Annotated in this window: 16 protein-coding genes; 7 read left to right on the forward strand and 9 right to left on the reverse strand. The window is 70.5% G+C overall.

Annotation, left to right across the window (positions count from 1 at the left end; translation table 11 throughout):
* The first annotated feature begins 18 nt into the window (after positions 1 to 18).
* Complete coding sequence (locus BA062_RS17540; RefSeq protein ID WP_110337956.1) at positions 19 to 762, forward strand: IclR family transcriptional regulator; 744 nt, start codon at positions 19 to 21, stop codon at positions 760 to 762.
* A 116-nt stretch (positions 763 to 878) separates the two neighbouring features.
* Here the strand turns inward: BA062_RS17540 and bcp are convergent, their stop codons facing one another.
* From bcp to BA062_RS17555, 3 genes are all read right to left on the reverse strand, one after another.
* On the reverse strand, positions 879 to 1358 hold the full coding sequence (gene bcp, locus BA062_RS17545) for a thioredoxin-dependent thiol peroxidase (RefSeq protein ID WP_110337958.1): 480 nt from the start codon (positions 1356 to 1358) through the stop codon (positions 879 to 881).
* Between the two features lie 30 nt (positions 1359 to 1388).
* A complete protein-coding gene (locus BA062_RS17550) occupies positions 1389 to 1922 on the reverse strand; it encodes a DUF4352 domain-containing protein (RefSeq protein WP_245959886.1) in 534 nt (177 codons plus the stop codon).
* 206 nt (positions 1923 to 2128) lie between these two features.
* Positions 2129 to 2311: a hypothetical protein gene (locus tag BA062_RS17555; RefSeq protein ID WP_110338342.1), complete on the reverse strand. Its 183-nt coding sequence runs from the start codon at positions 2309 to 2311 to the stop codon at positions 2129 to 2131.
* A 258-nt stretch (positions 2312 to 2569) separates the two neighbouring features.
* Here BA062_RS17555 and BA062_RS17560 point away from each other — a divergent pair, with 258 nt between their 5' ends.
* Positions 2570 to 3835 carry an ABC transporter substrate-binding protein gene (locus BA062_RS17560; protein ID WP_110337962.1) on the forward strand — a complete coding sequence of 422 codons (1266 nt, stop codon included), beginning with the start codon at positions 2570 to 2572 and terminating at the stop codon, positions 3833 to 3835.
* A 72-nt stretch (positions 3836 to 3907) separates the two neighbouring features.
* On the opposite strand, the gene BA062_RS17565 is transcribed toward BA062_RS17560, so the two are convergent.
* From BA062_RS17565 to BA062_RS17580, 4 genes are read right to left on the reverse strand one after another with little or no spacing between them, the layout of a single operon-like run.
* Complete coding sequence (locus BA062_RS17565; protein WP_245959868.1) at positions 3908 to 4648, reverse strand: ABC transporter ATP-binding protein; 741 nt, start codon at positions 4646 to 4648, stop codon at positions 3908 to 3910.
* Positions 4641 to 5480 (reverse strand): ABC transporter ATP-binding protein, encoded by an 840-nt coding sequence (locus tag BA062_RS17570; protein WP_110337964.1) that lies wholly within the window; start codon positions 5478 to 5480, stop codon positions 4641 to 4643. Before BA062_RS17570 ends, BA062_RS17565 begins: the two co-directional genes overlap by 8 nt.
* A complete protein-coding gene (locus BA062_RS17575) occupies positions 5470 to 6462 on the reverse strand; it encodes a branched-chain amino acid ABC transporter permease (protein ID WP_110337966.1) in 993 nt (330 codons plus the stop codon). The genes BA062_RS17570 and BA062_RS17575 overlap by 11 nt, the downstream gene beginning before the upstream one ends.
* 10 nt (positions 6463 to 6472) lie before the next feature.
* Positions 6473 to 7399: a branched-chain amino acid ABC transporter permease gene (locus BA062_RS17580; protein WP_245959869.1), complete on the reverse strand. Its 927-nt coding sequence runs from the start codon at positions 7397 to 7399 to the stop codon at positions 6473 to 6475.
* 227 nt (positions 7400 to 7626) lie between these two features.
* Here BA062_RS17580 and BA062_RS17585 point away from each other — a divergent pair, with 227 nt between their 5' ends.
* A complete protein-coding gene (locus tag BA062_RS17585; RefSeq protein ID WP_110337968.1) occupies positions 7627 to 7878 on the forward strand; it encodes a hypothetical protein in 252 nt (83 codons plus the stop codon).
* A 36-nt stretch (positions 7879 to 7914) separates the two neighbouring features.
* Positions 7915 to 8427, forward strand: coding sequence for a cupin domain-containing protein (locus BA062_RS17590; protein ID WP_110337970.1), 513 nt, complete (start codon positions 7915 to 7917; stop codon positions 8425 to 8427).
* Between the two features lie 6 nt (positions 8428 to 8433).
* Here BA062_RS17590 and BA062_RS17595 read toward each other — a convergent pair whose 3' ends face one another.
* Positions 8434 to 9198 carry a TetR/AcrR family transcriptional regulator gene (locus tag BA062_RS17595; protein ID WP_391358173.1) on the reverse strand — a complete coding sequence of 255 codons (765 nt, stop codon included), beginning with the start codon at positions 9196 to 9198 and terminating at the stop codon, positions 8434 to 8436.
* An 83-nt stretch (positions 9199 to 9281) separates the two neighbouring features.
* Here BA062_RS17595 and BA062_RS17600 point away from each other — a divergent pair, with 83 nt between their 5' ends.
* The 3 genes from BA062_RS17600 to BA062_RS17610 are packed head-to-tail and all read left to right on the forward strand — an operon-like array spanning position 9282 to position 11662.
* Positions 9282 to 10241, forward strand: a complete 960-nt coding sequence (locus BA062_RS17600; RefSeq protein WP_110337972.1) for an ATP-binding cassette domain-containing protein — start codon at positions 9282 to 9284, stop codon at positions 10239 to 10241.
* Between the two features lie 2 nt (positions 10242 to 10243).
* Entirely contained in the window at positions 10244 to 11065 is an 822-nt protein-coding gene (locus tag BA062_RS17605; protein WP_110337974.1) for an ABC transporter permease, read from the forward strand.
* A gap of 36 nt (positions 11066 to 11101) precedes the next feature.
* Positions 11102 to 11662, forward strand: coding sequence for an HD domain-containing protein (locus BA062_RS17610; protein ID WP_110337976.1), 561 nt, complete (start codon positions 11102 to 11104; stop codon positions 11660 to 11662).
* A 41-nt stretch (positions 11663 to 11703) separates the two neighbouring features.
* Here BA062_RS17610 and BA062_RS17615 read toward each other — a convergent pair whose 3' ends face one another.
* Positions 11704 to 12270 (reverse strand): TIGR03086 family metal-binding protein, encoded by a 567-nt coding sequence (locus tag BA062_RS17615; protein WP_110337978.1) that lies wholly within the window; start codon positions 12268 to 12270, stop codon positions 11704 to 11706.
* Between the last annotated feature and the right edge of the window lies 1 nt (position 12271).

Here is a 12271-nt window from a genome sequence, read left to right on the forward strand (position 1 = left end):
GGGACGTAAGATTCTGCTGTGAAGAACAAGCCGCCGTACGCCATCGAGTCGGTCGACCACGCGTTGCACCTGGCGACACTGCTGCAACAGGAGAACTCCCTGGGGGTGGCCGAGGCGGCCGAGCGGCTGGGGGTGTCGCGTTCGACGGCCCACCGCCTGCTGGCGATGCTCGTGTACCGGGACTTCGCGGAGCAGGACGCCGACCGGCGCTACCGGGCCGGGCCCGTGCTGCGGCCCGGTGACGCGACCTCGGCGCCGGTGTCGCTGCTGCGCCGCGCCGCGCTGCCACACCTGGAGGCGCTCGTGGCGAAGCAGCGGGAGACGGCGAACCTCATGGTGCTGGCGGGCACGCAGGCGTTGTTCGTGGCGTCGGTGGAGGGCGACCAGGTGCTGCGGGTCGGCGACCGTGCGGGCAGGGCGCTGCCCGCGCACCTCGCGTCGGGCGGCAAGGCGCTGCTCGCGGCGTTGTCCCCGGGGGAGCTGGCCGAGCGCTACGCCGACGCGGGCGACGCGGTGGATCTGCCGCGGCTGCGGCGGGAGCTGGCGCTGGTCCGCAAACGCGGGTTCGCCCTCAACGACGGGCTCACCGAGGCGGGCCTGACGGCGGTCGGCATGGCCGTGCCCGCCGAGAACGGAGCTCCCGCGGCGGCGGTGTCGCTGGCGATGCCGTCGGCGCGCTTCGACCGCGACCTGCTGCCGAGGTGGGTCGCCGCCCTGTCGGCGACCACCACGGCGATCGAGGAGGCCCTCCGACCGCAGTGAAGGCCACCTTGCCTGCGCTGATCGAACGCAGGGGCGCGCAGCGTCTCCGCTTGGGCGGCGGTGGGAGACGGGTGGGCGCAGTGAAGGTGGCCTTCACTGCGGCTTGGTGACCAGGTTCAGGAGGCGAGGTTCAGGTCCCGCAGGAGTTTGGCGACGTGGCCGGTGGCGCGCACGTTGTAGAGCGCCTTGGCGATCTTGCCCTCGGGGTCGACGATGAACGTCGAGCGGATGACGCCCTGCACCACGCGCCCGTAGTTCTTCTTCTCGCCGAACGCGCCCCACTCCGTCAGCACGGTCTTGTCGGGGTCGGACAGCAGCGGGAACGTCAACTGCTCCTGCTCGACGAACTTGGCGAGCTTCTCCTGCTTGTCGGGCGAGATGCCGAGCACCTGGTAGCCGGCGTCGTTCAGCTCGGCGAGGTTGTCCCGGAAGTCGCACGCCTGCTTCGTGCAGCCGGGAGTGCCCGCGGCGGGGTAGAAGTACACCACCACGGACCGCCCGCGGAAGTCGGCAAGCGAGACCTTGTTGCCCTCGCTGTCGGCGAGGGTGAAGTCAGGTGCCGGATCGCCGGGGGAAAGCCGCTTCTGCTCGGTCATGGCGAAAGCGTAACCGGCCGCGCGGCACCGTCACACGGAGCCGCCGTAGACCGCCGTCGCCGGTGTCGAGACGTCGGGCCGCACGACCAGGCGCACCGGGGTGGACCGGTCGGGCACGACGAAGGCCAGCTGCAGGCGCACGATCTCGCCCGGCGGGATGTCGCGGTCGGCGTCGACGATGCCGTTGTAGCCCTGCGTGGGGTCCACGACCTGCTTGGCCTGCTGGTCGGCGGTCGTGGCGCTGACCGAGAGGCTGGAGAGGCGGTAGGGCTGCTCGGTCTCGTTGTAGACCACCACACCGAAGGCGGCCGCCCTGCCCGCGCGCGGGTACGCGGACTCGCTCGGGCGGAAGATCTTCGGTCCCGTCACGGTGACCACCAGGCCCGACTCGAACCGGTGGTCGGCGCCGAAGACGAGCACGGCGTCGCGGTCGGCTGCGGTGGCCGCCCTGCGCTCCGCGGTGACCGCCTCGGAGGTGTTCGTGGCCGCGCTGTGCCCCGCGGCCGGGGCGGCACAGGAGGTGACGGCCAACAGCACGAGCCCGGCCAGTACGGGCCTCGGCATTCGCACGGCTGCCGCTCCTCTGCTCCGATCGCGGTGGGTAATTACTCCGTTCGGTGGCGGTAGCACGCCACCTCGGTCCACTCTGACGACGCCGCTGGCGGACTGCCAGGCGGATCACGGGGTTGCGGCGGACCTGGTGTACTTCCGTGTCCTAGCCGTGATCGATGGCGTACGGGGAGTGAGCGCGATCACGCCGTCCGGAGGGTTCAGACCGCGAGGGCGAAGAAGAGGATGAACACGGCCAGCCCGGCGAGCCACGTGACCATGAGCCAGCCCCAGTCGCGCCAGGGGTCGACCATGCGGTTGTCCTCACCTGGGACGTAGACGCCGCGCATCTCGAACCAGTCGGCCCAGCGACCGGGCCAGCGCAGCGGGTTGCGCTCGGCCATGCCGTCCACCTCCCGCACCTGCTCGCTCGCGTGCCGTGTGCTTGACGCTACTCCACGTATATCGTGCCTGACGGCTGAGTCAAGGCGACATATCAATCGGACATTCATCGTTCACCGGACGTCGCTGGCGGATCTAGGCTTCAACCCTCGCAAGTCGCACGACAACCAGGGCGGGACTGGCCCCGCCCCCGAGCAGCTGTGCCCGGTCGGCTTCGCCGGTCTGCCGCCCATCATTCTCGGATGACGGGAGCTGTAGTGATGCGAACGTCGATCTTGTGGCGGACCGCCCTGTGCCTCAGCGTGACGGCGCTGGTGGCGACCGCCTGTGGCGATGGTGACGGCGGCGGGGGCGGCGGAGACGGCGACGGCGGCGGAGGTGACGCCCTCAACCTGGGTTACGTGCTTCCGGAGACCGGCCAGCTCGCCTACCTGGGGCCCCCGCAGATCCAGGCGGCCAAATTCGCCATCCGTAACATCAACCAGGCCGGTGGCGTGCTGGGGCAGGACATCCCCGACATCACCGGTTCGGACGAGGGCGGCCAGGAGGCGGTGGCGGTCCAGTCCGCCGACCGCGTGCTCTCCGCGGGCGTCGACGCGATCATCGGCGCGGCGGCGTCGGGCATGTCGCTGGCCTTCATCGACAGCGTCACGGGCTCGGGCGTGGTCCAGTGCTCGGGCTCCAACACGGCGCCGACGTTCACCGACTACGAGGACGGCGGCTTCTACTTCCGCACCGCGCCCAGCGACGCGCTCCAGGGGCCCGTGCTGAGCAAGGTGATCAGGGAGGACGGGCACAACCGCGTCGCGCTCGTCGCACGTGCCGACGACTACGGGCGTGGCCTGATGGAGTCCACGAAGCGCGCACTCGAGGCGGCGGGCGCGCGGGTGGTGCTCTCGCAGACCTATGACCCTGAGGCGACCAACTTCCAGCAGCTCGTGCAGCAGGTCAAGAACTCGAACCCGGACGCGGCCGGCGTGATCGCGTTCGAGGAGGGCACCCAGATCCTGCAGGCCATGATCGAGGCCGGCGTCGGCCCGAGGCAGATCGGCGTCTACGGAGCCGACGGCCTGCGCAGCGAGGAGCTGGCGAGCCTGGTCTCCCCGAACGACCCCGCCGTGCTCAACGGCATGAAGGGCACCGCGCCCGCGTCGGCGGAGAACCAGCAGTTCGTGTCGCAGCTCAGGAAGTTCGCGCCCGACCTGCGTGAGCTGCAGTTCGCGCCCCAGGTGTACGACTGCGTGAACATCATCGCGCTGGCCGCGCAGCAGGCGAACTCCAGCGATCCCGCCGACTTCGCGCCGGAGATCAACGGCGTGACCAAGGACGGCGAGAAGTGCACGTCGTTCCAGCAGTGCAAGAACCTGGTCGAGCAGGGTTCGAACATCGACTACGACGGCGTGAGCGGCCCGCTCGACTTCATCGAACAGGGTGAGCCGGGACAGGCCACGATCGAGGTCTACGCCTACGACCAGTCCGGCAAGCTCCGCACCGTCCGCACCGAAGTGAGCACCGGCGAAGGCTGACCCACCGGCCCCCAAGGCCACCTTTGTTGCGCTCAACGCAACAAAGGTGGCCTTGGGAGCGTTCGGGCAGGCTCAGCGGGCGCGGGCGAGGGTGCCCAGGTAGAGCTCGATCACCTTCTCGTCGTGCAGGAGTTCCAAGCCGGTGCCGGTGTAGGCGTTGGTGCCCTGGTCGAGGACGTAGCCGCGGTCGCAGATCTGCAGGCAGCGGCGGGCGTTCTGCTCCACCATCAGGATCGCCACGCCCGTCGCGTTGATCTCCCTGACCCGCTCGAACACCTGGTCCTGGAAGCGCGGCGACAGGCCGGCCGACGGCTCGTCCAGCAGCAGCACGTCGGGTTCCATCATCAGCGCCCTGCCCATGCTGAGCATCTGCCGCTCCCCGCCGGACATGGAGCTGGCCTTCTGGTTCCTGCGCTGCGCGAGCACGGGGAACAGCTCCTGCACCGCCTCGGCCCGCCGCGTGAACTCCTTCGGCTGCAGGTAGGTGCCCATGCGCAGGTTCTCCTCGACGGTGAGGGTCGGGAAGACGTTCTGCCGCTGCGGCACGTACCCGATGCCCTTCGCGACGAGCTTGTGCGCGGGCTCATTGGTCACGTCCCGGCCCCGGAACGTCACCCGCCCCGTGCGCACCCGCAGCAGGCCGAACATCGCCTTCACGAGGGTGGACTTCCCGGCGCCGTTCGGCCCGATCACGCCCACGAGCTCGCCCTCGTTCAGCAGCAGCCCGCAGCCGGCCAGCACGTCGACACCCCGCACGTAGCCCGCGAAGATCCGCTCCGCGACGAGGAGCGCGGGCTCGTCCAGCTCATCCATCGTCGTACTCCGTTCCCGGTTCGTCGTGGTGCCTGCCGAGGTAGGCGTCGATCACGGCCGGGTTCTGCGCCACCGCCCTCGGCGGACCCTCGGCGACGACCTCACCCTCGGCCATGCACACCACCCAGTCGCTGATGCCCATCACCACGTCCATGTCGTGCTCCACGAAGCACACCGTCATGCCCTCGTCGCGCAGATCCGTGATGTGCGAGAGCAGCGACTGCGTCAGCGCGGGGTTCACGCCGGCCATCGGCTCGTCGAGCAGCACCATCGTCGGCCGCACCATCAGCGCCCTCGCCATCTCGAGCAGCTTGCGCTGCCCGCCGGAGAGCGTGCCCGCGTACTCGTCGCGCATGTGCGCCAGCCGGAACCGTTCGAGCAGCTCGTCCGCGCGCTGTTCGATCGCCCGTTCCTGACCGAGCCACAGCGGCGGCAGCAGCCCCGCGACCAGCCGCTCACCCCGTTGCCCCGTGGCGGCGAGCTTCATGTTCTCCAGCACCGACAGGCGCCCGAGAGTCTTGGTGAGCTGGAAGGTGCGCACGAGCCCCCTGCGCGCCAGCCGGTGCGCCGACCTGCCGGTGACCGGCGCGCCGTCGAACGTCCAACGCCCCGCGTCGGCGCGGTCGAAGCCGCTGAGCACGTTGAACAGGGTGCTCTTGCCCGCACCGTTGGGGCCGATGAGCGCGGTGATGGCGCCGCGCTGGATCTCCAGGTGCTCGACGTGCACGGCGACGAGCCCGCCGAACGCTCTCGTGACGCCGTCGACCACGAGCAGCGGGTCGGGTTTCGGCACTCCCGGATCGGCGGTGAGGCCTGCGAGGTCAGCGTGCATCGAGCAGCATCTCCTTCCTGCTGCCGAGCAGCCCCTGCGGGCGGAAGATCATGAGCAGCACCAGCCCGAGCCCCACAAGTGCGAAGCGCACGGCGCCGACCTCGGGTGCGCTGATCACGCTCGGCGAGACGTACCCGGCGCCGATCGCCTCGCGCAGGGCGCTGTCGAAGAAAGTCAGGATCGCCCAGAACAGGATCGAGCCCACGATCGGCCCGAGCACCCGGCCCGCCCCGCCGAGCACGACGATCGTGTACAGGAAGAACGTCACGACGGGGTCGTAGCTGTCCGGGTTCACCGACTGGTTCTGGATCGCGAGCATCATGCCGGCCATCGAGCCGATCACGCCGCCGAGCACGAGGCTCTGCATCTTGTACGCGTACACGCTCTTGCCGAGGCTGCGCACGGCGTCCTCGTCCTCGCGGATCGCGCGGATCACCCGGCCCCAGGGGCTGTGCACGAGCAGTGCGATCACCACTGCCGCGAGCAGCACCATCGCCCACGCCACGGCGAGCGCCCACAGGTCCAGCGACGTGTACCGCACGAGCCAGAACCCGTACGTGTCGCGGGGAATCGGGCTGACGTCGTAGAACTCGACGGCGAAGCGCTGGAGGCCGAACACGCCGCCCGTCACCGGTTCCGCCCAGCTGGACCGGTAGAACAGGCGCAGGATCTCCCCGGCCGCGATCGTCGCGATCGCGAGGTATTCCGCGCGCAGGCGCAGGGTCGGCAGGCCGAGCAGCAGTGCCAGCACCACCGACGAGCCGAGTCCGATGAGGACACCCACCCACAGCGGAAGGTCGTAGGTGGAGACGGAGGCCGCGACGCCGTACGCGCCGACGAGCATGAACGCGACCTGACCGAAGTTCAGCAGGCCCGTGTAGCCGAAGTGCAGGTTGAGGCCGATCGCGGCGAGCGCGTACACGGCGGCGACCGGGCCGATCCCGGAGCGGATCGCGTCGGAGACGATGACTGCCCAGTCCATTGTGTACCGCCTAGCCCACGCGTTCCCGCTGGCCGAGGATGCCCTGCGGGCGGATCAACAGCACCACGATCAGCGCCAGCAGCGCCCACGCGTTCTGCAGGTCGATCGGGAACCACAGACTCGACATCTGCGCGACGATGCCGATCACGAAGCTGCCGACCATCGCCCCGTAGGCGGAGCCGAGCCCGCCGAGGATGATGCCGGCGAACATGAGCAGCAACAGCCGGAATCCCATGTCCCACGTGATGATCTCGGTCAGCCCGTAGAACACCCCGCCGAGCGCGGCGAGCCCGCCGCCGAGGACCCACACGATCAGCACGACCCGGTTGACGTCGATGCCGGAGGCCTCGGCGAGGTCGGGGTTGCTCGACAGCGCGCGGATCGCGGTGCCTGTGCGCGTGCGCTGGAGCAGGAACGCGACACCGAGCAGCACCAGCACCGACAGCGCGATGATGATCAGATCGCGCGGGGTGATCCCGATCGGCCCGAGGTCCAGCGCCTGCTGGATGTCGTACTCCCGGTACGACTGTGGGCGCGTACCGAAGAACACGAGCACGATGTGCCGCAACAACAGCGACAGCCCGATCGTGATGATGAACAGATTGATGAGGCCGACGCCGCGCTTGCGCAACGGCCGCCACATTCCTCTCTCGATGAGCCCACCGAGCAGTGCGCCGATGACGATCGCGACGGCGGCGGACGGGATCAGGTGCCAGCCGGGCCCCGCCGCGCCGACGTTGAGGAAGAAGGCGACGACGGCGCCGATGGTCACCAGCTCACCGTGCGCGAAGTTGATCAGGTGCGTGGTGCCGAAGATCAGGGAGAGGCCCACCGCGGTGATCGCGATGATGGCCCCGAACTGGATGCCGTCGACCAGCGCCTGCAGCGCGCGATCCAGGAAGCCCGGGCCCTGCGGCACCTCGTCGCCCTGAGCCAAAGCCGTTGCGAGTACCAAATGAACACGCACAGTCACCTCACGTGCGGGCTCGATCCTGGGATCAATCAGTGTAAGTCGCACGTACGGCTGAGAAACCTCAATGTGCGCGATTGTTACGCGACGGGGGCGTCACCATGAGTACGCGCGGCCCGCGGGGCGTCATAACGGGGTGGCCCGTTCGTCTGAGTAGGTAGGCCGTTCGGCCGAACGAGAGAAGGTGGCGTTCCATGAACGAGCAGACGGGCGCGATGGTGGCGGCGCTGGCCGCACTCGGCAACGACCTTCCCGGCGTCATCGAGGGGCTGCGTGCCGGAACGCTCGAAGTGTCCGGCCAGCACGAGTTCGCGGCCCTGCTGATCGAGCTCGGCGAACAGCTCGACGACCACGCCGACGACCAGGCGAGAGCGGGCAACGGTCATTACGGCGGTTACGGGTTCAGCTACGGCGAGAGCGCGCCGCGCGACATCGACGATCTCTGACCGGCTTTCCCGCGCGGAGTGCCGCAGGATGGGGCCATGACCGACATCGATGCCGACGCCGTGATCGCGAAGCTGGGCCTGCGGCCCCTGCCCGTGGAAGGCGGACTGTTCGTCCAGACCTGGCGCAGCGACGACGAGCCCGCGCCGGCGGGGACGGCGACCTACGCGGCGTTCACGCGCGACCCGGACTCGTTCTCGGCCATGCACCGTCTCGCCGCCGACGAGATCTGGCACTTCTATCTCGGCGATCCGGTGGACCTGCTGATCCTGCACCCAAACGGCACGCATTCCACGCCCAGGCTCGGGTCCGATGTGCTCGGTGGCGAGCATCCGCAGCTCACGGTGCCCGCCGGGCACTGGTTCGGCGCGTCGCTGGCCCCCGGCGGCACGTTCGCCCTCTTCGGCAACACGCTCGCGCCCGGCTTCCACAGTGGACTGTACGAGGGCGGGGAGCGCGACGCGCTCGTGGAGAGCTGGCCGCAGGCCGCCGAGCGGATCAGGGCGCTCACCCGGCCCGGCGCGGACCTGGTGCTGCCGCCGGGGTTGTGATCGCGTTCAGCCCCGCTTGCCCTCGATGAGCGCGCCGATGCCGTCGAGCACGCGGCGCAACCCGAACTCGAAGGCGCGCGAGGGGTCCGACGCGGCCTGGTACTCGGCGCCGACCTCGCCACCGACCTCGGCGGCGGTCGGGTACTTCCCGGGGTCGAAGACCTTGTCCAGCAGCGGCGCGTACTCCTCCCACCACTCGAGGTCGGTCCGCCCTGTCTGCTGCCCGGCCTGTGCCGCCTCGACGGCGTTGCGCGCGGCGCCGTGCGTGTAGTCGGTGATGAGCGTGACGACGAGGTCCATCTCCACGGACGTGAGCCCGAGGCCCGCGACCGCGCGTAGCTCGTAGTCGTACTTGGCGATCATGTTCGGGCCGAGCACCGGCCTGCTGCTGGACACCTGGAGCAGCCAGGGATGGCGCAGGCTGAGGTTCCAGTTCTGCCGGGCGACGTGTTCGAGGCGGGCCCGCCAGCCGTCCGGCAGCTCGGCCGATATGTCGACCTCGCCGACGACGCGGTCCACGAGCAGGTCGATCAGTTCCGCCTTGCCCGGCACGTATCCGTACAGCGACATGGCGGTGACGCCGAGATCCGAGGCGACCCGGCGCATCGACACCGCGGCCAGCCCCTCGGCGTCGGCGATGGCGAGCGCCGAGGCCACGACGTCGTCGAGTGTGAAGCGGGGCTTGGGGCCGCGCCGCGGCCGGTCCTCCTGGATGCCCCACAGCAGCTCCAGGCTGCGCTTCGGGTCGCCTCCGCCGCCGTACACCGTCACGGTTGAAAACTCCCTACGCCGTAGAGTATTGTCCTCCCGCTCATCACTCTACGCTGTAGAGAGTTCGGAGAGGATCCCTGAAGATGCCTGCCGAGGAACCGGCCGTCCTGGCCGAGAACCTGCGCAAACGATACGGCGACACCAGAGCGCTCGACGGCTTCGACCTCACCGTCGCCCCAGGCACGGTGCACGGCCTGCTCGGCCCCAACGGAGCAGGCAAGACCACCGCCGTGCGCGTGCTCGCCACCCTGCTGCGGCCCGACTCCGGCACCGCGAGGGTCGCCGGCTTCGACGTGGTCCGCCAGGCCGGGCAAGCGAGGTACCGGCTCGGGCTCGTCGGCCAGCACGCCGCCGTCGACGAGCTGCTCAGCGGGCGGCAGAACCTGGAGATGTTCGGCAGGCTCTACCACCTGAGCGCCGCCGACGCGCGGCGAAGGGCGGGCGAGCTGCTCGAGCGCTTCCGCCTCGCCGGCACCGGCGGCAAGCCCGTCACGCAGTACTCCGGCGGCATGCGCAGGCGGCTCGACCTCGCCGCCGGGCTCATTCTCGCCCCGCCCGTGCTGTTCCTCGACGAGCCGACCACCGGCCTCGACCCCCGCGCCCGCAACGAGGTGTGGGACGCCGTCCGGCGGCTCGCCGCCTCGGGCACGACCGTGCTGCTGACCACGCAGTACCTGGAGGAGGCCGACCAGCTCGCCGACCGCGTCTCCGTGATCGACCACGGCAGGGCCATCGCCGAGGGCACCCCGGACGAGCTCAAGCACCGCCTCGGCGCCGACCGGATCGATGTCGTGCTGCACTCCCTGGCCGACCTCCCCGCCGCGTCGGCCCTGCTGGCCCGCATCGCCGGGGCGGAGGCCGAGACCGACCCCGACCGGCGGCTGGTCAGCGTGCCCGTGCGCGACCGCATGGCCGCGCTCGGCGAGCTGGTGCCCGCGCTGGCCTCGGCGGGGATCACGGCGGAGGACGTCGCGCTGCGCAGGCCCACCCTCGACGAGGTGTTCCTGCACCTCACCGCCGAGCAGAAGGAGGCCGTGGCGTGACCATGACCCTCACCGCGCCGTCGCGCTCCCCGCTCGCGCGGCTGCGCTGGGCGTTCACCGACGGCTGGACCATCACCAGGCGCGACCTGACGCACTGGGCCAACCAGCCCGTGCAGTTCGTGGTGAACCTGCTGTTCTCCGTGATGGTGCTGCTGATGTTCGGCTTCCTCTTCGGCGGCGCCATGTCCGTGCCGGGAGGGGGCGGCTACCAGGACTTCCTGGTGCCCGGGGTGCTCGCGCTGACGATGGTGTTCGGCGTCGAGGCCACGTTCACCGCGGTGAGCACCGACGCGCAGCGCGGCGTCACCGACCGCTTCCGCTCCCTGCCGATGGCGCCGTCGGCGGTGGTGCTCGGCCGCTGCACGGCCGACCTGCTCAACGCGGTGCTGACGCTGGCCGCACTGGTGGTGGCGGGACTGCTCATGGGCTGGCGGTGGCACAACGGCTTCGCCGCGGCACTCGCCGCGTTCGGGCTGCTGTTGCTGCTCCGGCTGGCGATGCTGTGGCTCGGCATCTACCTCGGGCTCGTGACGCGAAGCCCGGAAGCCGTGATGGCGCTGCAGATCCTGGTGTGGCCACTGGGTTTCCTGTCGAACGCGTTCGTGGCGCCCTCGACGATGCCAGGCTGGCTCGGCACGATCGCGGAGTGGAACCCGCTGTCGGCCACGGCCGCGGCGACGAGAGAGCTGTTCGGCAACCCCGGCTGGGGAGGAGAGGGCTGGCTCGCCCAGCATCCGCTGCTGCTCGCGCTGCTGTGGCCCGCGGTGCTGACTGCGGTCTTCTGCCCGCTGGCGATCCGCCGCTACCGCAACCTGAGCCGTTAGGCTGCGGGCACACCCGGCTCGCCGTCAGGAGGCCTCGTGACCGATCCCGCGGAAGGCATCGCGACCTTCGGGTACGAGCTGGGTGTGCTCAAGCGGATCCGGCGGGCGGGGTGGTGGCACGCGGGTGTGCGCGACCCCGAGTCCGTCGCCGAGCACACCATGCGTGTCAGCCAGCTCGCCGCGTTGCTGGCCGCCGAGGAAGGCGCCGATCCCGCGCGCGCCGCGTACCTGGCGCTCTGGCACGACACCCAGGAGACCCGCACCGGCGACCTCCCGCACACCGCGAGGGCCTACCTGGACAAGCCCGATCCGCAGCGCATCACCGAGGACCAGACCACGCCACTGCCGGACGCCGCGCGGGACAGCGTGCGCGGCGCCGTCGCGGAGTACGAGCGGGCGGCCACACCCGAGGCCCGCTGTGCGCGGGACGCGGACAAGCTGGAGATGCTGTTGCAGGCGCTGGAGTACCGCGCGGCCGGGGTGGAGCGGGTCGGGGAGTGGGTCGACAGCGCCACGAACAGTCTCACCACCGGCATCGCCCGACGGGTCGCCGAGGCGGCCCTGCGTACCTCTCCGCTGGCGTGGCGGGACAGCTGAGCGGCCGGACGGCCCGGGTGGACTGTCCGGCCGCCCGTGCCTCAGGGGCGCCAGGCCGGGTCGCGGCCGATGAAGGCCATCAGCCTGTCCTGCGGGGGCGCGTCCTCGGGCACCGGAACGGCGGGGCCGAACTGCCCGCTGTCCCGCAGCAGCTGCTCGATCGGTTTCATGCCGTCCAGTGCGGCCGCACAACGCTCCTGGCCCAGGTCGGGCTCGCGGCCGAGTGCCTTGGCGAGATCCCAGGAGTGCATCCAGACGTCGGCGGTGTAGAACTGGTCGATCGCCTCGTCCACGGGTTTGTCGCCGGTGTTCGGATTGCTCAGCACGCGCCCGGCGGGGTCGTCGAGAATGGCCTGGATGTCGGCGGCGTGCCGGTTCCACGCGGCGGCCGGGTCGGCCTCGACGTCCAGCGCGGGCAACTCGATCCCGGCGCCCTTCAGGAAGCCCCGGGACCACTCGACGAGGTGCTTCACGATGTCGAGCGCCGTCCACTCGGCGACCGGCGAGGGCCGGGCCCAGTCGCCTGCCGAGGCGGACTCGACCAGTGCGGTGAACCGGGCCGCGTCGTCCGCGTGCCGCCGGGCGGGGCCGGTGGGTGCCGATGTCATC

The sequence above is a fragment of the Prauserella flavalba genome, assembly GCF_003202235.1.
GTDB lineage: Bacteria > Actinomycetota > Actinomycetes > Mycobacteriales > Pseudonocardiaceae > Prauserella_A > Prauserella_A flavalba.